The 22,519-nt window shown below is 57.7% G+C and carries 17 protein-coding genes; 12 read left to right on the top strand and 5 right to left on the bottom strand.

Going from position 1 to position 22,519, the window contains the following annotated elements; all coding sequences use genetic code 11:
- Window positions 1–72: 72 nt before the first annotated feature.
- The 5 genes from QPJ95_RS19100 (at window position 73) to QPJ95_RS19080 (ending at window position 7,489) form a co-directional block, all read left to right on the top strand.
- On the top strand, window positions 73–879 hold the full coding sequence (locus QPJ95_RS19100; protein ID WP_270918990.1) for an AraC family transcriptional regulator: 807 nt from the start codon (window positions 73–75) through the stop codon (window positions 877–879).
- A gap of 284 nt (window positions 880–1,163) precedes the next feature.
- Window positions 1,164–2,828 (top strand): ABC transporter substrate-binding protein, encoded by a 1,665-nt coding sequence (locus QPJ95_RS19095; RefSeq protein ID WP_270918991.1) that lies wholly within the window; start codon window positions 1,164–1,166, stop codon window positions 2,826–2,828.
- Between the two features lie 126 nt (window positions 2,829–2,954).
- On the top strand, window positions 2,955–4,079 hold the full coding sequence (locus QPJ95_RS19090) for an ABC transporter permease (RefSeq protein WP_270918992.1): 1,125 nt from the start codon (window positions 2,955–2,957) through the stop codon (window positions 4,077–4,079).
- Between the two features lie 13 nt (window positions 4,080–4,092).
- Complete coding sequence (locus tag QPJ95_RS19085; protein WP_270918993.1) at window positions 4,093–5,307, top strand: ABC transporter permease; 1,215 nt, start codon at window positions 4,093–4,095, stop codon at window positions 5,305–5,307.
- Window positions 5,308–5,401: 94 nt separating this feature from the next.
- Window positions 5,402–7,489, top strand: coding sequence for a dipeptide ABC transporter ATP-binding protein (locus QPJ95_RS19080; RefSeq protein WP_270918994.1), 2,088 nt, complete (start codon window positions 5,402–5,404; stop codon window positions 7,487–7,489).
- A 14-nt stretch (window positions 7,490–7,503) separates the two neighbouring features.
- Here the strand turns inward: QPJ95_RS19080 and QPJ95_RS19075 are convergent, their stop codons facing one another.
- The 3 genes from QPJ95_RS19075 to QPJ95_RS19065 all read right to left on the bottom strand — a co-directional run bounded on the left by QPJ95_RS19075 (window position 7,504) and on the right by QPJ95_RS19065 (window position 10,337).
- A complete protein-coding gene (locus QPJ95_RS19075; protein WP_270918995.1) occupies window positions 7,504–8,958 on the bottom strand; it encodes a tetratricopeptide repeat-containing sulfotransferase family protein in 1,455 nt (484 codons plus the stop codon).
- 288 nt (window positions 8,959–9,246) lie between these two features.
- Window positions 9,247–9,621, bottom strand: coding sequence for a hypothetical protein (locus tag QPJ95_RS19070; protein WP_270918996.1), 375 nt, complete (start codon window positions 9,619–9,621; stop codon window positions 9,247–9,249).
- Window positions 9,622–9,752: 131 nt separating this feature from the next.
- Window positions 9,753–10,337 carry a lytic transglycosylase domain-containing protein gene (locus QPJ95_RS19065; RefSeq protein WP_270918997.1) on the bottom strand — a complete coding sequence of 195 codons (585 nt, stop codon included), beginning with the start codon at window positions 10,335–10,337 and terminating at the stop codon, window positions 9,753–9,755.
- Between the two features lie 244 nt (window positions 10,338–10,581).
- Here QPJ95_RS19065 and ssb point away from each other — a divergent pair, with 244 nt between their 5' ends.
- Together ssb and QPJ95_RS19055 are read left to right on the top strand one after the other, a co-directional pair.
- Complete coding sequence (ssb, locus tag QPJ95_RS19060) at window positions 10,582–11,136, top strand: single-stranded DNA-binding protein (protein ID WP_270918998.1); 555 nt, start codon at window positions 10,582–10,584, stop codon at window positions 11,134–11,136.
- Window positions 11,137–11,478: 342 nt separating this feature from the next.
- Window positions 11,479–13,032, top strand: a complete 1,554-nt coding sequence (locus QPJ95_RS19055) for a trimethylamine methyltransferase family protein (protein WP_270918999.1) — start codon at window positions 11,479–11,481, stop codon at window positions 13,030–13,032.
- 108 nt (window positions 13,033–13,140) lie between these two features.
- On the opposite strand, the gene aroB is transcribed toward QPJ95_RS19055, so the two are convergent.
- Both aroB and QPJ95_RS19045 read right to left on the bottom strand, forming a co-directional pair.
- Window positions 13,141–14,250 (bottom strand): 3-dehydroquinate synthase, encoded by a 1,110-nt coding sequence (gene aroB / locus QPJ95_RS19050; RefSeq protein ID WP_270919000.1) that lies wholly within the window; start codon window positions 14,248–14,250, stop codon window positions 13,141–13,143.
- Window positions 14,250–14,840 carry a shikimate kinase gene (locus QPJ95_RS19045; RefSeq protein ID WP_270919001.1) on the bottom strand — a complete coding sequence of 197 codons (591 nt, stop codon included), beginning with the start codon at window positions 14,838–14,840 and terminating at the stop codon, window positions 14,250–14,252. Before QPJ95_RS19045 ends, aroB begins: the two co-directional genes overlap by 1 nt.
- A 221-nt stretch (window positions 14,841–15,061) precedes the next feature.
- Between QPJ95_RS19045 and QPJ95_RS19040 the strand changes: the two genes are divergently transcribed.
- From QPJ95_RS19040 to QPJ95_RS19020, 5 genes are all read left to right on the top strand, one after another.
- Window positions 15,062–16,591, top strand: coding sequence for a hypothetical protein (locus tag QPJ95_RS19040; protein ID WP_270919002.1), 1,530 nt, complete (start codon window positions 15,062–15,064; stop codon window positions 16,589–16,591).
- A gap of 1 nt (window position 16,592) precedes the next feature.
- On the top strand, window positions 16,593–17,546 hold the full coding sequence (locus QPJ95_RS19035; RefSeq protein WP_270919003.1) for a site-specific tyrosine recombinase XerD: 954 nt from the start codon (window positions 16,593–16,595) through the stop codon (window positions 17,544–17,546).
- Window positions 17,547–17,609: 63 nt separating this feature from the next.
- Window positions 17,610–18,920 carry an HlyC/CorC family transporter gene (locus QPJ95_RS19030; protein ID WP_270919004.1) on the top strand — a complete coding sequence of 437 codons (1,311 nt, stop codon included), beginning with the start codon at window positions 17,610–17,612 and terminating at the stop codon, window positions 18,918–18,920.
- Between the two features lie 395 nt (window positions 18,921–19,315).
- Entirely contained in the window at window positions 19,316–21,733 is a 2,418-nt protein-coding gene (locus QPJ95_RS19025; RefSeq protein WP_270919005.1) for a GcvT family protein, read from the top strand.
- Between the two features lie 162 nt (window positions 21,734–21,895).
- Complete coding sequence (locus tag QPJ95_RS19020) at window positions 21,896–22,480, top strand: nucleotidyltransferase family protein (protein ID WP_270919006.1); 585 nt, start codon at window positions 21,896–21,898, stop codon at window positions 22,478–22,480.
- Window positions 22,481–22,519 lie beyond the last annotated feature (39 nt).

Genomic DNA, 22,519 nt, shown 5'->3' with positions numbered 1-22,519 from the left:
TCTTCTGCATCTTGTCAGAATCGAAAGATCCTGCGCAGGCTGCTGTCGCAACAAGACTTTTGAATTCATGAAATGCCCTACGACCCCAGTCCCCTCGAAGAGATCCAAGTTGTGCCGCTGTCCGGGCTGCATCCGGATGGGCCGTGGCAAATTGGCCTGGCGCATGATCGCGACATGCATGTTCTGGTCTGGATTACCCGCGGCCAGGGCCGGGTATTACTGGATGGAACGCGGCGCGGGTTTGGCGCCCATAATGCCCTGTTTGTCCCGGCCGGCGGCCTGATGTCATTCGAACTGGGGCGCGGCTGTCTGGGTCAGGCTTTGTTGGTTCCGGCCTCCAATGCGATGGCCCTGCCCCATCGGCCACAGCATTTGCGGATCAACAACCTGGGCGAACAAACCAACCTGACGGCTCTGATGGACGTCATGAAGACCGAACAGACCAGCCGCGCAACACTGTGGCATCGCGCCATGCAGGCCAATGGTGAACTGATCGGCATTCTGCTGCGCCGACAGGGCCACAACGACGAGGCCACTGCGCCCAAACACAATGCCTCGCGCCGGTTAACGCAGGCCTATTGCGCCCGCGTTTCCCAGTATTTTGGCGAAAACATCACCATGGCTGACCATGCTGCCGCTTTGGGTGTTACCGCCACTCACCTCACCCGTGTGGTCAAGGCCGAAACCGGCACAACGGCGGCCGGCCTATTAACCGAGCGCCAATTATACGGCGCCCGCCGTCTGCTGATTGACAGTGATCTGCCGATACAGGAGATCGCTGCGCGGCTGAATTTCAGCAGCCCCGCCTATTTCACCCGCTTCATAACCAAGCACACCAACCAGCCCCCCCGAGCCCTGCGCAAACGATCCCGCATTTGATTCTCTGGCACGCCGTTTCAAGGTGAAATTCAGCCATTGCGCCGCGACTGTAATGGACACATGTGACCAGAGCCCCCTCTGTCAAGTCAGGAAACGACGAAAAAATGTCGCTATCCTGCACAAAACTGTCTAAACAGAGCATTGACCTACAGGCGCAACTAAGGCCGTATATTCAATATGGGGAAACTAAAATTATAAACCGCATCTTATTTGGCCTGATCTGCATTTCGTGAAGATGCGGATTTCAGTGCTTTTTTCCCATTGGTGCGACAGGGAGAGTTTTCATGTCTAACGAGACCAACGCCGGCAAACCCATTCATTGGGCCGCAGAAATGCATGCACAGGAAGTATCCGACGGCAAACTGGATCGCCGCGAATTTCTGACCCGCGCAACCGCACTGGGAGTATCGTCAGCCGCGGCTTATGGGCTGATCGGACTGGACGCTCCGGCCCAAGCCATGAGCCACGCAAAAGCCGGCGGCACCCTTCGGGTTCAAATGAGCGTCCGCGAGTTGAAAGATCCCCGGATCTACGCCTGGTCCGAAATGGGCAACCAGTCGCGCGGCACGCTGGAGTATCTGGTCGAATATAACTCGGACGGCACCTTCCGTGGCATGTTGCTCGAAGGCTGGGAAGTCAATGAGGACGCCACCATCTACACCCTGAACGTCCGCAAGGGCGTAAAATGGAACAACGGCGACGATTTCACCGCTGCTGATGTTGCTCGCAACATCGAGGGCTGGTGTGACAAGGCCCTGGAGGGCAATTCCATGGCCGGCCGGTTCGCCACCATAGTGGATGAAGCCAGCGGCACGGCGATTGCCGGTTCAGTCGAAGTTGTCGACGATCACACCGTGAAACTGCACCTGCCCAGCCCGGATATTTCGCTGATCGCCGGCATGTCGGATTATCCGGCTGCGATCACCCACGCCAGCTTTCATAACACCGACTACACTGCCAATGTTGGCACCGGACCCTATCTGATCAGTGACGTTGAAGTTGGCGTTTCTGCTGTTCTGGTGAAGAATGAGGACCACATTTGGTGGGGCGACGCAGTCTATGGCCCGGCCGCACTGGACCGGATTGAATATATTGATTTTGGCACCGATCCGTCGTCGTGGATGTCAGCGATTGATTCCGAAGAAGTCGACATGCTGCACGAGTCGGTCGGTGAATTCATCGACGTTCTTGATGGCCTTGGCTACCAAAAGTCCGAGGTTGTCACCATGGCAACGGTGGTCATTCGGCCCAACCAACTTGCCGAGTTTGACGGCAAGAAGGTCTATGCCGACAAACGGGTGCGCCAGGCGCTGCAGATGGCGGTCGACAATTCGATCTGCCTGGAACTGGGCTACGGAGACCGCGGTGTCGTCGCCGAAAACCACCATGTCGGCTCAATCCATCCAGAATATGCCGAACTTCCAAAGCAAAAGGCCGATCCAGCTGCGGCGCGGGCCCTGATGGAAGAAGCCGGAATGATGGATTTCGAACATGAAATCATGTCCATCGACGATGACTGGCGCAAGAACACCACCGATGCGGTTGCCGCACAACTGCGCGATGCCGGTTTCAAGGTGAAGCGGACAGTGCTGCCCGGTTCGACATTCTGGAACGACTGGACCAAATACGCCTTCAGCTCGACCAACTGGAACCACCGGCCTCTGGGCGTGCAAATCCACGCGCTGGCCTATCGTTCGGGCGAGGCCTGGAACGAGTTTGGCTGGGCCAACCCGGAGTTTGACGCCTTGCTGACCGAAGCTCTGGCTTTGGCAGATGCAGACAAACGTCGCGAGGTCATGGCCAAAATGCAGGCCCTGATCCAGGATGAAGCCGTCACGGTCCAGCCCTACTGGCGGGCCATCTACCGCCACATGCGCGAGGGCGTTGTCGGCGCCGACATGCATGTGTCGTTCGAACACCACCAATACAAGTGGGGTTGGGCAGCATAAGCTGTAACCGAGCTTACAAATATCTGAGCCGCCCCCCAAATCTGGGGCGGTTCTTTCCCGGCACCCGCTAGACTAAAAGGCCCGCAGCAGACGGGCCAAAGCGCAGCCCAACCAACAGGGGACCTAATGGGATCGTTCATCCTTCGCCGAACAGGCATGATGATTGTCACCGCTTTATGCCTGACCTTCATCGTGTTTTTTCTGACCAATCTCTATCCGAACCTTGAAAAACTGGCCAAGACCCAGGGCAACTTCCGCATGTCGGACGAGGCGGTGGCAAGCTGGCTGGACAAAAACGGCTATGCGCAGCCGACAATTGTCAAATACAGCCAATGGCTGGGGGTGATGCCGGGCTGGACGCGCACCTCCGAAGATGGCGTCACCGGCCGTTGCGTGCTCGGCACGGTCAGCGCAGCAGAGGCCGCCCAGGCCCCCAGATTTTGCGGTATCCTGCAAGGCAACTGGGGCTATTCGACGGTTTTTCGCGATGACGTCTCTAACATTGTCGGCAAACGCCTAGGGCTAACCGGCGCCCTGATGTTCTGGGTTTTGATCCTGATGGTGCCCACCGCCCTGTTGATCGGGGTGCTGGCCGGAATGCGCGAAGGCTCGGTGACCGATCGCTCGCTGTCGACGGTGTCAATCTTGACGACGGCCACACCGGAATATGTCTCTGGTGTGATTTTCATCGCGGTTTTCACCTCGTCAACTGTGGGGCTGAAATGGTTCAAAGGCACCGCAACAAGCGCCACCGCAAAAATGCCCAGCGATTATTCTTTGGCCTTTGTGCCGGAATGGGCCGAAGCTTTCTGGTTTCGTGTGGCGGTGGCCCCAACCTTGGAAAATTTCTTTCTGCCGGTGCTCACCATCGCGCTTTACGGTATGGGATATATCTCTCGGATGACCCGCGCGTCGATGACTGAGGTAATGACGGCGCAGTATATCCGTACCGCACGCCTGAAAGGCGTCAGCTTCTACAACGTGGTTGTCAAACATGCCCTTCGCAATGCCTTGATCGCGCCTTTCACGGTGATCATGCTGCAGTTTCCATGGCTACTGAACGGCGTGGTCATTGTGGAAACTCTGTTCAATTACAAAGGCTTTGGCTGGGCACTGGTGCAGGCCGCCAGCAACAATGACATCGAACTGTTGCTGGCCGTCTCTGTGGTCTCGGTGGTGGTGGTTTTGGTGACCCAGCTGATTTCCGATATCGGCTACGTCTATCTCAATCCACGCATTCGAATTTCTTAAGGGAGGAAGAGCAATGGAACCTCTCAGCACGTTTGAGATTATCACCCGCATTCTGGTGCAACTGTCACCGGTATGGATCTCACTGGTTTTGCTTTATGCCTTGTCGATCGCCTTCAAACGCCGGTTGGGGCTGTATGGCAAACTGTTTGACAGCCCGATTGGCATGATCGGATTTGGTCTGGTGATGTTCTGGGTGTTCACCGGCGTCTATGGCGCCCTGGATATGATTGTAACCCATGATGCGTTGTCCCAGGTCTCGGGCATGAAAAACAAGGTCCCGGGAACCGCAATACGCGGCATCGAAGAGGGTGAATATGGCTGGTATCTGCTTGGCGGCGACAACCTAGCCCGAGATGTGTTCAGCCGGTTGATCAAAGGCGCCTGGGAAGTCATCAAAATCGCGCCGCTGGCGGCGATCTTTGCCTTTATGGTTGGCATCACCCTTGGCCTTCCGGCGGGGTATTACGGTGGCAAGCTGGATATCGCCCTGTCCTTCCTGGCCAACCTCATTCTGGCTTTCCCGGTGATCCTGCTGTTCTATCTACTGGTGACACCGGAAATCGTCGCCACCGGGGTGCCAAATTATATGGCCATCGTATTGTTCGTCTTTCCGATCATTTTTTTGGCAGTGCTGCTGAATTCGCGCTACCACACCCGCCCGGCATTGCGGACACCATTGCTGATCGGGGTATTGGGGGTGGCGACCTGGATGTATCTGCAACTGGTGTCAAACGGCGGCTATCTGATCAATACCCCGGACTTTAAAATCATTGGTCTGCCACGGGTGCTCGATTTCTTTGACATCGACCCAGGGCTGCTGGTGGTGTTTGTCTCGGTTGTTTTTGTCAACTCACCGACAGTGTTTCGCATCGTGCGCGGGCTGACCATGGACATCAAAACCCGCGACTATGTTGCCGCGGCCCAGACCCGTGGCGAGGGCCCCTGGTACATCATGCTGTGGGAAATCCTGCCCAATGCACGCGGGCCCCTGATCGTCGACTTCTGTCTGCGCATCGGTTATACAATCATCCTGCTGGGCACCCTGGGCTTCTTTGGACTGGGGCTGGCCCCGGAAAGCCCGGACTGGGGCAGCACCATCAACGATGGTCGCAAGTTGCTGTCGATCTACCTGCACCCGGCCCTGCCACCGGCACTTGCTCTGCTGAGCCTGGTGCTGGGGTTAAACCTGCTGGCTGATGGTCTGCGCGAAGAAAGTCTTAAGGACTGAAACAACAGGCTGGGGGCGCTGCCCCCAGACCCCCGGGATATTTTTAGCCAGATGAAGGGACCCTGTGTCCCCGGCATCAGCAGGGAGATGACAGATGAGCAAGATGGCAGCGTATGACGGGCCAATCCTGGAGATTGACAAGCTATCGATCTCGTTTTTCACACGACTACGGGAAATTCCGGCTGTGATGGATTTTTCAGTCTCGGTGATGCCTGGCGAAGCCGTCGGACTGGTGGGAGAGAGTGGCTGCGGCAAATCCACCGTGGCGCTGGGGGTGATGCAGGATCTGGGCAAAAATGGCCGCGTCGTTGGCGGCACTATCAAATTCAAAGGCCGCGATCTGGCGCAGATGAGCGCCGAAGAGTTACGCGATATTCGTGGCAATGAAATTGCAATGATCTATCAAGAGCCTATGGCCTCGCTGAACCCGGCGATGAAGATCGGCAAGCAGCTGATGGAAGTGCCGATGATCCATGAGGGCGTCAGCAAGGACGACGCCTATGAGCGGGCGCTGGAGGTGGTGACGGATGTGCGCCTGCCTGACCCGGAACGGATCCTCAATTCATTTCCACACCAGCTGTCGGGTGGCCAGCAACAGCGCATTGTTATCGCCATGGCGCTGATGTCAAAGCCTGCCCTGCTCATCCTGGATGAACCAACCACCGCATTGGACGTAACAGTCGAAGCCGCAGTGGTTGAACTGGTCCGGGATTTGGGCAAAAAATACGGCACCTCGATGCTGTTCATCAGCCATAATCTGGGGTTGATACTGGAGACCTGTGACCGGCTCTGTGTGATGTATTCGGGGGAAGCGGCCGAACGCGGCTCGATTGAAGATGTGTTCGACGACATGCAGCACCCTTATACGCAGGCCCTGTTTCGCTCGATCCCGCTGCCCGGCGCAGATAAGAACGCCCGCCCCCTGGTGGCGATACCGGGAAACTTTCCGCTGCCGCATGAAAGACCACCGGGATGCAACTTTGGCCCGCGCTGTGACTATTTCGAGCCAGGCCGCTGTGATGCAGGCGATATTTTGATGGCGGCGGTTGATGGCAATGACCGGCATCAAAGCCGCTGCCTGAAGTTCAACGAGATCGACTGGTCGGCGCCGATTGTCCTTGCTGAACCGAAGGCAAAAGCCAAGATCGGCGATGTGGTGCTGAAAGTCGACAATCTGAAGAAATACTATGAGGTCGCGGCCAATGCCCTGTTTGCTGGCGGTGAGACAAAGGTGGTCAAGGCCAATGAGACGCTGAGTTTCGAGGCCCGTGAATCTGAAACACTGGCCATTGTCGGGGAATCGGGCTGTGGTAAATCCACCTTTGCCAAGGTGCTGATGGGACTGGAGACCGCCACCGAGGGGGAAATCCTGCTGGATGGCATCAATATCGAGCAGGTGCCAATCGAGCAGCGCGACACCGACACCGTGGCGGACATTCAGATGGTGTTTCAAAACCCATTTGACACGCTCAATCCCTCGATGACGGTGGGGCGGCAAATTATCCGGGCGCTGGAAATATTTCGGGTCGGCAAATCCGAGAGGGACCGCAAAAAGCGGATGCTGGAATTGCTGGATCTGGTAAAGTTGCCGAGGGCCTTTGCCGAGCGGATGCCCCGGCAACTGTCGGGGGGGCAGAAACAACGGGTGGGGATCGCCCGCGCCTTTGCCGGCGGCGCGCGTATCGTGGTGGCGGATGAGCCGGTGTCGGCGCTGGATGTCTCAGTTCAGGCGGCCGTGACGGATCTTTTGATGGAAATCCAGCGCAACGAGAAAACCACGCTGCTGTTCATCAGCCATGATTTGTCGATTGTGCGCTACCTGTCGGACCGGGTTATGGTGATGTATCTTGGCCATGTGGTGGAGATCGGCGATACCGATCAAGTCTTCTCGCCGCCATACCATCCCTATACAGAAGCCTTGCTGTCGGCGGTGCCCATTGCTGATACCTCAATCGAGAAGACGCATATTGTGCTGGAAGGTGATATTCCATCGGCGATGAACCCTCCCTCCGGCTGCCCATTCCAAACCCGCTGCCGATGGAAGGGCGAGGTCCCCGATGGATTGTGCGACCGCGAGGTGCCGACGGTAAAGCAACTGGCAGCGGGACATCAGATCAAGTGCCATCTGGCGGATGATATTCTTGCCAAAATGGAGCCGGTAATTAAAATCGCCGCTGAATAGCCGCGCCTATAGGGTCAACAGCTGGCAGACATCTTATCCTGGGTCTGCCAGGCTTGGATCCATTCCGGCCCACCCAATGCATCGACCAAGGGCTGAAGCTGTTGCTCATAAGGTTGCCACTTTCCTAATGCCCGGGTGTTGATTTTTTCACGCGCCTGCTCCACCGATGCCGTCCGGATCGCCCCTTCTGCGTCCTGTGGTGACAGACAGTCCGGTTCCCAGGACAGCCCGGCATGGTCTAACAGAGCCCTGATCTGGATTTCTGGATTGGTCACCAGCCCTTGATAAGATTGGATGCGGAGCTGATCGGGCAATTTTTGTTTGTAGTCTTCAATTGATCGATACACCGAACGTGTCGTCTGGCCAATCCAATCAAGTCGGCTGGAAAACTGATTTCCGGTGCCAAAGATGGTCGAAAAATTCGACAGGCCGACATCCAATGGATGCCGCGACATAAATATAAACTTGGCATTTGGCAGCAGCATATGCGCTAAACCCAGGTGCAGGGAATTACCCGGCATTTTGTCGACAATGACATCATTGGATACGGTCGTGCCCTGCGAAAGAAACCCATAATAACTCTGCCGAAATATGGCGATCTCCTGCTCGGACAACTGACCAAACCAATCCCAGACATCTGCCCCTCGCTGGGTGTCCTTTATGTGCTGGCGAACAACTTGAAGCGTTTTCGACAAAGCGGTGCTTTCGCCGGCAGTCCCGACTATTGAGTGTCGAGCGAGAATAGTCTCGACTAAGGTCGTTCCGGATCTTGGCATCCCCATGACAAACACGATACGCGGGCCATCGCGATGACACTCTGTCGTGGTGTTTTTCCTGAATTTCTCAATCTGACCGTCTACCAGTTGCTCCATCACTTCAGGAGAATAGTCCGCTTTTTGGGCGGCCTTAGCCTTGGCAAAGAACCGAAACGCAGAGTTCGGGCGGTTGGAGGCGTGTTCGATTTGCCCAAGTGCACTAAAAACTGCGGAGCGTTCTGCGTTTGACAACTTTGGTGACTTTGGTGACTTTGATAGCTTTCGCAATCTAGATGCTTTTTGACCATCGCGCCTAAAAGGGTCTAAACGATTCAAAGCAGCCAATGCAAAAACAGAATTTTTATCTTCCTTCAATACCTTACGGTATCCTTCAATTGCACCCTGTTTATCACCAAGCGAGTGCTTCATAGCAGCCAATTTCCCCCACCCAGCCGTCAGGTCTGGCCTGAGTTGGATTAGGACCTCAACCAGGGAAATGGCTGCTTGACAATCACCTAACTGAAAGTAACAGCTGGCTGTTCTGTCCAGTACAGCGACATCAAGGCTGCTCTCTTGCATCAGCGGTAGTAGTCCAGCCAGGGCCATTCTGTACTGACGTCTCTCCATGAGATGATCAGCGGTCTTTAGAATCTGGCGGCTGGACTGTGCGGCCATGTCACGGTCCGAAATGTCGAGTTGAGCTGAATTTGACATGTGTTGTCCCACAAGGTCGAAAAGATCACTCACATTAGCGAACCAAAATGAATACGACGTAAACGCATGCCTCGGTGAGTTTACGGACTGCCAAATTCCAGCTCGACCTGACCGGGTTCGGTCCATCAACAACAGCGTGCCAAGATCGCGTGATGAACTGACGGTTCGGCGGCGACAGCCTCTCATATGGCAGACAATGCATTGATTATATGTCGTTTTGCATTCATCCCTCACAAGGGTTGCCATGGCCTGCAAGCGCCTGAAACAGGCCCTTTGGCGCTGTTTGAATCAGCTTAACAAGATCACCACGATCATCAGCAGGTTCATCGCCGACACGGGCAGAAGCCAAGGTCTGCGCTGATGCCAGACCGCCCCCAAAGCTGCCATCGGCAGGGACAATACAAAGCCGGCAATGCACATCGTTCCAACCAGAACTCCAAGCAGACCACTGCTGGGCCCCCACAATGTTCCCGGCATCACCATGCCCTTGAGACCAACACCAATCAGAATGCCCAAGATCGCGCCAAGCAGGGTCAATCCAACACCGCGCAGATCGACAGCGGGACGTTGCCCCAGAATTCCATCTACGATTTCACGGGTCGGCACCGCAGTGGGGTGCCACTGCATACGATCAAGACGTTGGTTAAAGCTCTTGGCAATCAAGACATGTCCTCCAAAACTTAAGTCAAAATTAACCAAGATTAAGGCAAATTAATGCCCCGAGAAGGGCGTTAACGCGGCATTAAGCCAGCCTTAAGGTCGCGTTAACGCCGACGCGGGAAACAGGCTGTAAATCAGCTGCCCCAGATTTTTTTCACGTAGTTTTGGGTCTCTCGGTACGGCGGGATTCCGCCATGCTTTTCAACCGCTTGTGGTCCTGCGTTATAGGCCGCCAGAGCCAGTTTCCAGGTGCCGAATTTGCGGTATTGCCTGGCCAGATACCGGGCGCCACCTTCTAGGTTTTGCTGGGGTTTTTGAGGGTCAACGCCCAAAGACCGGGCAGTGGCGGGCATCAGCTGCGCAAGCCCCAACGCGCCCTTGTGAGACTTTGCATTGGGGTTCCAGTTGCTTTCCTGCTGCACCAATCGCAGAAACAGATCTTCGGGTACCCCGTGCTGTCGCGCGGCAGAGCGAGCCATATCAAGGTATTCCCCCCGATAGTTACCGCTATAGGGTAAGTGGCCCCATTTACTGGGCGTATAGATACTGGGTGGCTTTAAACGGACCGAGTTATTGTACTGTCCCGCCGCCCGACCATCCAGAACGCGGGTATGCGATGCAAACAGGCTCCGCTGGCTCTTTGTGCCAAAAATATCCGCCGCAGCAACCGGGCCAGCCGATAAACCTGCAATAACCATGCCAATAGCCAGCTTGCGCATATCAAATTACCCTGCCCTGTCCCCTAACCTCGGCGCAATATATAGACTCTGACTTAAAATGAAAGCATACCAGCAGAACCTTGCCGGTGTCAGGATCATGACCAACAGGCGCCAGTGAACAAACACCCATTTCATCCACAGATGCCTGCTTTTATCAGCCGGGCTCGGACTGTACGGTGTCATATCAAGAGGTGCCGTCAGATTCGCACCACCACAAATATAGACAGCAATAAGGACACGCCCCATGGCCGGCTCAGTCAACAAAGTCATTCTCATCGGCAACCTGGGCCGCGACCCCGAGGTGCGCAGCTTTCAGAACGGCGGCAAGGTGTGCAACCTGCGCATTGCCACCTCGGAAAACTGGAAAGACCGCAGCACCGGAGAGCGGCGCGAAAAAACCGAATGGCACTCGGTCGCCATCTTCAGCGAAGGTCTGGTTCGGGTCGCCGAGCAATATCTGCGCAAAGGCTCCAAGGTCTACATCGAAGGTGCGCTGCAAACGCGCAAATGGCAGGACCAATCCGGTGCTGACCGCTATTCAACCGAGGTCGTGCTGCAGGGCTTTGGCTCAACGCTGACCATGTTGGATGGTCGCGGTGAAGGCGGCGATCAAGGTGGAGGCGGCGGCAACTACGGTGGTGGTGGCGGCGGTGGCAACTATGGCGGCGGCGGCGGTGGCAGTTCGTATGACAGCGGCTCGCAAGGCGGCGGATCGCAAGGCGGCGGCGGCAACTTTGGCGGCGGCGGCGCGCAAAGCGGTGCGTCCCATAACATTGATGACGACGAAATCCCGTTCTAAGATTGACCATATTTCATTGGTAAACTTTTATCGGTTTCACCAATCACAACAAAGGGCTGGCATTTGTCGGCCCTTTTTTGCTGCGCAAGTCTCTAACCTGACCACCAAGCCGGCCCCCATGAAATTATTGTCGCAAATTTCATCTTGGTCGCAAACAGAACAGTTTCCGATTCTGACCGGGGCATTCTGATGTCAACGGGAGAGGAGAGACCATGCAAAGGGAACAATGTTTTGTCAGCCTAATCTGCCGCACTATTGGTGCGGCGCGTGGGCTTGCTGCCAGGGGCCGTCCTGTTTGGATCTGACACCCCTTCAGATCCATTTGAAATAACAGGCTTTACCATGAACAAACCAACCAACCCCACCGCCCGCGTCGCCCGCAGCGGAGGTCGCGCCGCGCGTCGCGCCGCCCGTGCAGCACCGGTTCCCGAGCATCTTCGCTCCATACATCCAGGCATGGAAGGCGGCACACTCAAGCCGCTCACCCAGCAAGATATGGAACGCATCCATAGTTCTGTCTTGGACGCACTGGAAAATATCGGTCTTGCCGATGCGCCGCAAAGCGGCATTGACTACTTGGTCGGCGCAGGCTGCATCCTGGGAGATGACGGCCGCATCCGCTTTCCGCGGGCTTTGGTCGAAGACACCATCGCCAAGGCCAATCGCTCGATCACCCTGTTCAGCCGCGATGGCAAAACTGATCTGGAGCTGTCGGGCAACCGGGTCCACTACGGCACCGCAGGCGCCGCCGTGAGCATGGTCGATGTCCACGGCCGTGAATACCGCCATTCTACGGTGCAAGACCTGCATGACGCGGCACGCATTGCAGACCAGTTGAACAATATTCACTTTCTCCAGCGGCCAATGGTCTGCCGTGACATCGCCGACAATCGTGAGATGGACCTGAATTCCATCTATGCCAGCGCAGCCGGCACCACCAAACACATAGGCGTTTCATTCAGCGAACCCGATTTTGTCGATGACGGCCTTGAAATGCTGCACATGATGGCCGGAGGCGAAGACAAATGGCGTGAACGGCCCTTTGTGTCGAACAGCAATTGTTTTGTAGTGCCGCCGATGAAGTTCGCCACCGAAAGCTGCGAAGTCATGGAGAAATGCATCCTTGGTGGTATGCCTGTTCTGTTGCTTTCGGCGGGCATGGCAGGCGCTACCGCACCGTCAACCATTGCCGGCGCTATTGTGCAGGCCTGCGCCGAATGTCTGGCCGGTCTGGTCTATGTCAACGCCGTCAAACCCGGTGCCCCGGCAATTTTTGGAACCTGGCCATTTGGGCTCGACCTGCGAACAGGCGCTATGTCCGTCGGCTCGGGCGAACAGGCGCTGCTGACGGCAGGCTGTGCTCAGATGCACTCATTCTATGGCGTGCCGGGAGGTGCTGCGGCAGGGGCCGCCGATTCCAAACTGCCGGATATGCAGGCCGGATGGGAGCAGATGTGCTCGGCGGTGATGGCGGGGCTGTCCGGTCTGAACATGGTCTATGAAGCTGGCGGCATGCATGCGTCCTTGCTGGGCTTTTGTCATGAATCACTGATCCTCAGTGATGATCTGCTTGGACAGGCGCTGCGCTGTGTTCGCGGCATCGAAGTCACGGACGAAACAATGGCGCTGGATCAGATCCGCGACACCTGCATTGGCGGCCCCGGTCACTATCTTGGCACCAGCCAAACACTCAGCCGGATGGAGAGCGACTATGTCTACCCCAGCCTTGGCGACCGCACCTCGCCCAAGGAATGGGCGGAAATGGGCAAACCGGACCTGTTGCAAAATGCCACCGCCCGCAAAGAAGAAATTCTGGGTGTGCGCTCGGCAGCCCGGTTTGATGCCGAAACGGATAAGGCTCTGCGAGGCCGTTTCAATATCCACCTGCCGAGTTAAGACAGCCAGTTAAGATAGAATTCCGGTTTGCACCCAACTGATGGCGCCGTTTGGAAGACGCCTCCAAACGGCGGGTGCTTGGGGATGGGACATGGCCCCATCCCCAGATCACTTGGCCAGAGCATCTTTCAGAACGCTCAAAACCGCCTCAGCCGGAACATCGCCCGTCACAAAGGCATCGCCAATGCTTCGGGCCAGGATGAATTTCAGCTGGCCATCCACCACCTTTTTATCCTGCCCCATCAGATCAACCAGGGCCTCGGCAGAGGGCAGATCACCGGCGATATCGGCGAGGTCGGTTTTCATGCCCATGTCTTTTAGATGCGCCCGAACCCGGCTTGGGTCTTCCTGACTGCACAGGCCCAAACGCGCTGACAGCTCAAAGGCCAGCACGCAGCCGATGGCCACGCCTTCTCCGTGCAGCAACCGGTCCGAATAGCCTGTTGCCGCCTCCAGAGCGTGACCGAAGGTATGGCCCAGGTTCAACAGCGCCCGGTCGCCCTGCTCGGTCTCGTCCCGCGCCACAATGTCAGCTTTCATCTGCACCGAGCGTGTCACCGCCTCGACCCGCGCCGCCATATCGCCGCCCGCCAGACGTGGACCGTTGGCCTCTAGCCAGCTGAAAAACCCGGCGTCCCCCAGCATCCCGTATTTCACCACCTCGCCGTAACCGGCCAGAAAATCGCGCGCCGTCAATGTGCCCAAGACCGCAGTGTCCGCCAGTACCAGTGACGGCTGATGAAAGGCTCCGATCAGGTTTTTCCCCTGCGGCGCATTGATACCCGTTTTGCCACCAACCGAACTGTCGACCTGTGCCAGCAGCGAGGTGGGGATTTGCACGAACCGCACCCCACGGCGCAGCACCGCAGCGGCAAATCCAACCAGATCGCCGATCACCCCGCCGCCAAATGCAACAACGATATCGCCGCGCTCGACCTTTTGATCCAACAGCCATTCTACAGTGCGGCTGAACTGGGGCCAGGCTTTGGTGGATTCTCCCGGCGGCAGGGCCAGTGCGACCATTTCGATACCTGCCGTCGCCAATCCAGCCCGCAATGTGTCCAGATGCAGCGCCGCGACAGTTTCATCACTGACCACCACCACCCGGCGCCTCGTCAACAAAGGGGCGATCCGGCTGCCGGCCTGCGCCAGCAATCCCGGGCCAATCACCACATCATAAGAGCGATCACCAAGATCGACGTGTACAGTATTTTCCATTATGTCCATTCCAATACATCAGGGCGGGTCTTCAGCGCCTGCAGCGCCCGGTCAACCATTCCCTCAATCGAAACCTGTCCGTCTGAGGGCACATGCAAATCTGCCTTGGCATACATTGGCACCCGGACCTCATACAAAGCACTTAACGTTTCACGCGGGTTTTCGGTCTGCAGCAGCGGCCGGGTATTGCGGTGTTTGACCCGGTTCCAGGTCACCTCAAGATCGGCCTGCAGCCAAAGCGACACGCCGTTTTCCTTAATTATTTCCCGGTTTTCCCCGGAAAGAAAGGCGCCGCCGCCGGTGGAGAGCACCCCGCATTGTTCGCTCAGCAGGCGTGAAATCACCTGACGCTCTTTTTGACGGAAATAGGCAACCCCATCGCGGGCGAAAATCTCCGGAATCGTCAGGTTGGCAGCGGCTTCGATCTCGTGGTCGCTGTCCAGAAACGGAACATTGAGGCGCGCCGCCAAAGCGCGACCTACAGCAGTCTTGCCTGCCCCCATCATCCCCACCATCACAATGGTCTTTTTCAACCGTGCGGGCAGTGAGACTGCGACTTCAACATCAGGTTTTTGCTCATTTTCGCTCATTCTTGTGTGAATGACGTGATCTTGTCGAAAAGGCTATATATAACTTGTGCAAAACACCAAGAAGAAGAGCAGAGGACACTCCATGGGGCGCATTTTCAAGTACTTGATTTTCGTTGTAATTCTGGGCGTTATAGGACTGACTGCATATGCCTATGTCGGTCCGTGGTTTGGAGCAGATTTCAGCGCCCCAACCACCGAAGTGAGAAAGCCGGTGGTATTGGATGCCAATTAAGCAGGTCTTCCTGTCCCTGGCCGCATGGGGATGTCTGTCTGGCATCGCCGATGCCGCCGATCCCTTGTCGGCCATCAGCTGGCTGCGGCAGGGGGCACCCAGCTCCTCTTTGCCGGGCACTGTTTTGCTGGAACCACCGGTGGCAGGATCGACGCTGCGGCCACAAATAGTGGTGACGCCGCTGGAAAAACTATTGCCCCCTGTTGGCTTAGTCCCGGCCTCGGCCACCGGATTGCCGGTTGACCTGTGGAAGGGGAGCAGCTCAGCAACACTGTCGCGGCTGATCAGCCAGGTTGTGGTGTTGGACAGCCCGGCAATGCAATCTTTGCTGTTTACCTTGCTATTGTCCGAAACCCGCCCCCCGAGCGGCTCCAATGATGCGTTTCTTCTGGCCCGGCTGGACCGGCTGATGCAGCTTGGCGCTACCGATCCGGCGCAGGCGCTGGTCGAGCAGGCAGGCCCCACCAAAAATCAACAGCGATTTCAGCGTTGGTTTGACGCCACTCTGCTGACCGGAGACGAGGGTCGCTCTTGTGCGGCGCTGACCGCAAAACCCTATCTGTCGCCAGAATATGCCGCCCGGATATTCTGCGCCGCCCGCCGCGGCGACTGGCAAACAGCAGCGCTGACACTTGAGGCCACCCATGCGCTGGAGCTGATGCCCAAGCCGCAGCTGGACCTGATGGATCGCTTTCTCAGCCCGGATGTCTTTGAATTCGCGCCGCCGCTGCCCCGGCCTCAGGATCCAGACCCGCTGACCTTTCGACTGTTTGAAACAATCGGCGAGCGCCTGTCCACGGCGCCGCTGCCACGGGCCTTTGCCTCGGCCGACCTGAGAGACATCGCAGGCTGGAAGGCGCAGCTGGAGGCGGCCGAACGTCTGACCCGCATTGGTGCCCTCAACCCCAATCAGCTTTTAGGCCTGTATACCGACCGGCTTCCCGCCGCCTCGGGCGGCATCTGGGACCGTGTCGCAGCCCTTCAGCGGTTTGAAACCGCGTTGAACAGCGCCAGCGCGGATGCTGTTGGCAAAACGCTGCCAACCGTCTGGCAGGCGATGAGCGAAGCCCGCATTGAGGTGGCCTTTGCCGACCTGTTTTCAGAGCAGATCGGCCATATTCCGTTGACCGGAGACATGGCCGAGCTGGCTTGGCACATTCGATTATTGTCGCCCACATATGCCTCGACGGCGCTTTCAATCCCCAAAGACAGCCGGAAAAACCGGTTTCTGGCGGCGCTGGCGCAGGGAACCCCACATCACGTTGCAGCCACCAGTGAACTGGAACAGGCAATCGGCGATGGGTTTGACAGTGAGGCGCAGCCGCCCAAAGACATGCAGATCCTGCTGGACAGTGGTCAGTTGGGCGAAGCCATCTTGCGCAGCATGCAAATGTTCGAACAGGGGGCCACCGGCAATCTCTCCGACCTGAGTGCCGCCCTGACAACATTTCGCGCTGTCGGACTAGAGGATACAGCGCGGCGCGCGGCGCTGCAGTTGATGTTGCTGGAGCGAACCTAAGATGGCCCCGCATGACGCCCTACAATGGATCTCGACCTTTCTCGACGCACAGGCTGCGGAACTGGGGGCCTCGCGCAATACGCTGCTGGCCTATGGCCGTGATCTCAAAGACTTTACCAGCTGGCTGCAACGCAACGGCATCGACATATTAACGGCCACACGCGAAGACATCGAAAACTACCTGATCTTCTGTGACGCGCAGGGATTGGCCAAATCCACCCGCGCACGCAGGCTGTCGGCGGTCAAGCAGATCTACCGGTTTGCATTCGAAGAAAGCTGGCGTGCCGACAATCCGGCCATTCAGATCCGCGGACCGGGGCGGGCCAAAACACTGCCCAAAACGCTAGAGGTGATCGAGGTTGACCGGTTGTTGGATGCCGCCCGTCAAACCGGCCGCAACCCATCCGACAAGCTGCGCAATACCTGCCTGATGGAATTGCTCTATGCTACCGGCATGCGGGTGAGCGAACTGGTCTCGCTCCCGGTTTCGGCAGGGCGCGGTGATCCCCGCATGTTGCTGATCCGTGGCAAGGGCGGCAAAGAGCGCATGGTGCCGCTGTCGCCGCCTGCCCGGCTGGCGCTGGCAACATGGCTCACCACACGCGATGAGATTGAGGAAGACCGAAGCTCCAAAGGCCAGCCTGGCTCGTTGTTTCTGTTCCCGTCACGGGGAAAAGCCGGGCATCTGACCCGTCACTGGTTCTATCAGTTGATCAAGGATCTTGCGGCCAGCGGCGGGCTGGACCCCGCCAAGGTAACGCCCCATACCCTGCGACATGCCTTTGCCACTCATCTGCTGGCCAATGGCGCCGACCTGCGCGCCATTCAGACCTTGCTGGGTCATTCAGATATTTCTACCACGGAAATCTATACCCATGTTCTGGATGCCCGGCTCAGCGAATTGGTTCTGCAGCATCATCCTTTGGCACAAGACGCAGACGACCCCGAACCGTAAGGCTTGAACCGGACCCCAACGCATCCCATAAGCTTACCTTGTATCGCAATTTTTGGACTTTTCATGGAAACCTATCCGACCGTTCTCGACAGTGCTTTTTGGATCACCGCTGGTGTCATTGTCCTGTTGTTGGTGCTCTCTGCCTTTTTCTCAGGATCAGAAACCGCGCTGACAGCCGCCTCCCGCGGCAAGTTGCGCACCCAGGCGGACAAAGGATCACGCGGGGCCATGCGGGCGCTGGCGGTCACCGAGGACAGCGAGCGGTTGATCGGCTCGGTCCTGCTGGGTAACAATCTGGTCAATATCATGGCCGCCTCCCTGGCAACCGCCATGTTCACCCGCGTGTTTGGCGAAAGCGGCGTGGCCTTGTCAACGCTGGTAATGACCCTGCTGGTGCTGGTCTTTGCCGAAGTTCTGCCCAAGACCTACGCCATTTCCAACCCCGAAAAAGCCGCGGCAACAGTGGCGCCAATCATCGGCGTTCTGGTCAGGATACTGGCTCCGTTTGTGGCCGCAGTAAGCCTGCTGGTGCGCGCGGTCCTGCGTGTTTTTGGAGTGCAGATCGACCCCAACAGCAATATTCTGGCCTTTCGGGAGGGCATTGCAGGCGCGATGCAACTTGGCCATTCCGAAGGGATCGTGGAAAAAGAAGACCGGGACCGCATTCTTGGAGCCCTGGACCTGTCAGAGCGGACCGTGGACGAAATCATGCTGCACCGCTCGAAAATCGAAATGATAAACCTCGCCGACGATCCTCAGGTGATTCTGGAACAATGCCTGAACTCCCCTTACACCCGCCTGCCGCTCTATCGAGATGAGCCAGAGAACATTATTGGCTTGATCCATGCCAAAGATTTGTTGCGTGAGATGTATTCCCAGATTGGTGGCCCCGAAGGCAATGCAACGGCGCTCCGTGATTTCCGCATCACCGAGGTTGCAAAACCACCCTACTTCATTCCTGAAACCACCCCTCTGGACGATCAGATGCGGCAGTTTCTGCGACAGAGGGCGCATTTTGCCCTGGTGGTCGATGAATATGGCTCATTGCAGGGCTTGATCACCCTCGAAGATATCCTGGAAGAAATTGTCGGCGAGATCACCGATGAGTTTGACCCGGCAGCCGAAACCCCGATCGAGATGGCCTCCGACGGGAATTATCTGGTTGATGGCGCCATGACCATCCGGGATTTAAACCGCGCAACCGAGTGGACGCTGCCGGACGACGAGGCCAATACGGTTGCCGGTCTGGTCATTCACGAGGCGCAGATAATCCCCACCAAGGGGCAGGTATTCTCGTTCCATGGCTTTCGCTTTGAAGTGACAGAACGGTCGGGTAATCGCCTCACTGCTTTGAAAATTCGCCCTTTGGAATGATGGCTTTAGCCGCCTGGATTGATCGCGTCATAGTCGATCTGCTGCGGCAAATGCGGCGATCGTTCCTGCCACCGCTGATGAAATATTTAGCGGTCGGCGCGCCGGATCTGTCCTGATCTGGCGGTGGAAATGCTGGCTCATTTGCTGGGTATCGGGCTGCTGGCACCGGGCTGCTGGCGGCACTGTCCTGGCCGCCGCCGATCAGTCACAACCGGGCTAGCTGCTGATCACTGACGCGGCAATTTTGCTGGTGCCGCTGCGGCCGACCATTGTCCTGCTGCAAGACAGCCGCCACCCCGTTCCAGTCCAGAGCCGACATCCATGGTCGCTTTTTGACTGGACTACTGTTCACATATGTCCAGAATGTCAGTCAAGGATGCTTTGGGAGATATGAAATGAAAACCACTACGCGCGTGGCCGTCATTGGCGGCGGAGTTGTCGGCTGCTCGGTTCTGTACCACCTGACCAAACTGGGGTGGTCGGATGTCATGCTGCTTGAACGCTCCGAGCTGACGTCCGGCTCGACCTGGCACGCGGCTGGCGGCTTTCACACCCTGAACGGTGACACCAATATGGCGGCGCTGCAGGGCTATACCATCAAACTGTACCGCGAATTGGAAGAGATCACCGGCATGTCCTGCGGGCTGCATCATGTGGGTGGCATTACTCTGGCAGACAACCAGGAGCGGTTTGACATGCTCAAGGCTGAGCGCGCCAAACATCGGTTCATGGGGCTGGAAACCGAGATCCTCTCCCCCGAAGAAATCAAGAAATTTGCACCGGTGACCAATATCGACGGTATTCTGGGCGGTCTCTATGATCCGCTCGACGGCCACCTGGATCCTTCGGGCACCACCCATGCCTATGCCAAGGCCGCCCGCATCGGCGGCGCCACAATTGAGACCCACTGCAAAGTGCTGGAAACCAACCAGCGCCCCGACGGCAGCTGGGACGTGGTCACCAACAAGGGCACCATTCACGCCGAGCACGTGGTCAACGCAGGCGGGCTCTGGGCCCGCGAAGTGGGGGCCATGGCCGGCGTCTACTTCCCGCTGCACCCGATGGAGCACCAGTATATCGTCACCGACGAGGTGCCGCTGATCGCCGAGATCATCGACAGCGGCGGCGAACATCCGCATGTGATGGACCCGGCCGGCGAAAGCTACCTGCGCCAGGAGGGGCGCGGCTTGTGCATTGGTTTCTACGAGCAGCCCTGCAAACCTTGGGCGGTGGACGGCACCCCTTGGGATTTTGGCCATGAACTTTTGCAAGACAACTTTGACAAGATCGAAGACTCGATAGCCTTCGCCTACAAACGGTTCCCGGCGCTGGAAATTGCCGGGGTGAAATCTGTCATCCACGGGCCCTTTACCTTTGCCCCAGACGGCAACCCGCTGGTTGGGCCGGTGCCGGGAATGCGCAACTACTGGTCAGCCTGTGCGGTGATGGCCGGGTTCAGTCAGGGTGGCGGCGTTGGTCTGATGCTGGCGCAATGGATGATCAACGGCGAAACCGAACGCGATACATTCGCCATGGATTGCGCCCGCTTTGGCACTTGGATCACTCCGGGCTATACCCGCCCCAAGGTGATCGAAAACTACCAGAAACGGTTTTCCGTCTCCTACCCAAACGAGGAGCTGCCAGCCGCGCGCCCCTTCCGCACCACGCCGATGTACGACATATTTGACGGCATGGGCGCCGTCTGGGGCGCGCAATACGGGCTGGAAGTGGCCAATTACTTTGCCGCCGAGGGCGAGCCGCGCTTTGAAACGCCCAGTTTCCGCCGCTCCAACGCCTTCGGTGCCGCCGCGCGTGAGGTCGCTGCCGTGCGCAGCGCAGTGGGCATCAACGAGCTGCATAATTTTGGCAAATACCGGGTGACCGGTGCTGGTGCGCGCGCCTGGCTGGACCGCATCATGGCAGGTCGGGTGCCAAATATGGGCCGCCTGTCCCTTACTCCGATGCTGTCGCCCAAGGGCCGCCTGATCGGTGACTTCACCATTTCCTGCCTCAGCGAGGAAGAATATCAGCTGACAGCCTCTTATGGGTCGCAAGCCTACCACTGGCGCTGGTTCCTGCAGAATCTGGATGAAGGTGTTGATATCGAGAATATCTCGGACAGCCGCAGCGGCTTCCAGATAGCGGGACCACTGGCCCGCAAGGTGCTGCAGGCCTGCACCCGCCGCGACATCTCGGACATGAGGTTCATGGATGTCCGCCGGATGAGCGTTGGCATGGCCGACTGCATCGTGCAGCGGGTCAGCTACACCGGAGACCTCGGCTACGAGATCTACTGTGACCTGCCCAGCCTGCGCGCCCTGTGGTCGGTATTGTGGCAGGCCGGCCAACCACTGGGTATGAAACCCTTTGGCATGCGGGCGATGATGAGCCTGCGCCTGGACAAATTCTTTGGCTCCTGGCTGAGCGAGTATTCCCCCGACTACACCGCCGCGGAGACCGGGCTTGATCGCTTCATTTCCTTCAAGAAGGACACTCAGTTTATTGGCCGCGCAGCCGCCGAGGCTGAGCGGGATGCTGGCCCTGCCCGCAAGCTCTGCGCCTTTGAGGTCGAGGCCGAAGATGCCGATGTGGTGGCCTACGAGCCAATCTGGCTGGATGGAAGTGTTGTTGGATTCTGCACATCAGGGGGCTATTCACACCATGCATCAAAATCCATAGCCTTGGGATTTCTACCAACGGAGCGGGCACAGGAGGGACTGTCCGTCGAGATTGAGATTCTGGGAAAAATGCACCAGGCCCGGCTGATCACCACCGTGTTGTTTGACGGCGACGGCGCCCGCATGCGCGGCTGACCTCACCAACAAAATAGGTCAAACGCCGCGGCTCTGGCAGCGGCGCTTGACCTATTCCAGCACCTAACCCCAATACTCTCTGGCCCCCGGGCATCTTTTTGCCCAAAATACTCCCGCCGGAGGCTCCCTGTCCCAGCGCCTGGCCCAAACCGGAGACAGTCCATGCCGCCCCTCGCCATTCTGCTCCTCGCCGCCGGATCCTCCCGTCGCATGGCCCCCAAGGACAAGCTGTTAGAGATGGTGGCAGGTCAGCCGCTGCTCTCCCTGATCAGTCGTCGCGCCGCGGTGACCGGGTTGCCCTGCTATGTCACCCTGCCCGACCTGAACCACCCGCGCGCGGATTGGATCGGCACGGCCACCCCGGTTCTGGTGCCCGGAGCCGCCGAAGGCATGGCGGCCTCCATTCGCGCTGGGATTTCGGCGCTCCCAGACCATATCGAGGCGGTGATGATATTGCCGACGGATATGCCCGAGATCGAAAGCCAGGATCTGACCCATATGGCCGCGCAGTATAAGGGCCGCGACGGGCCCATCCTGCGCGCCTGCGCGTCGGACGGAACGCCCGGTCATCCGGTGCTGTTCCCACGGCGCTATTTTGACAGCTTGCTTGCGTTAAAGGGGGACCATGGCGCCCGGGCCATATTGGCCGGCACGCCCGTTCAATATGTTGCCCTGCCCGGTCAGCGCGCCACAACAGATCTCGATACGGCCGAGGCCTGGGCAAAATGGCGCGCGCGCGCAAATTGAACCGCTGTTCACTCTGACACAAAAACGGCAGGGCCAAAT

Origin of the sequence: Parasedimentitalea psychrophila (assembly GCF_030285785.1) — a bacterium.
GTDB lineage: Bacteria > Pseudomonadota > Alphaproteobacteria > Rhodobacterales > Rhodobacteraceae > Parasedimentitalea > Parasedimentitalea psychrophila.
This window is presented reverse-complemented; position numbering and strand designations above follow the sequence as displayed.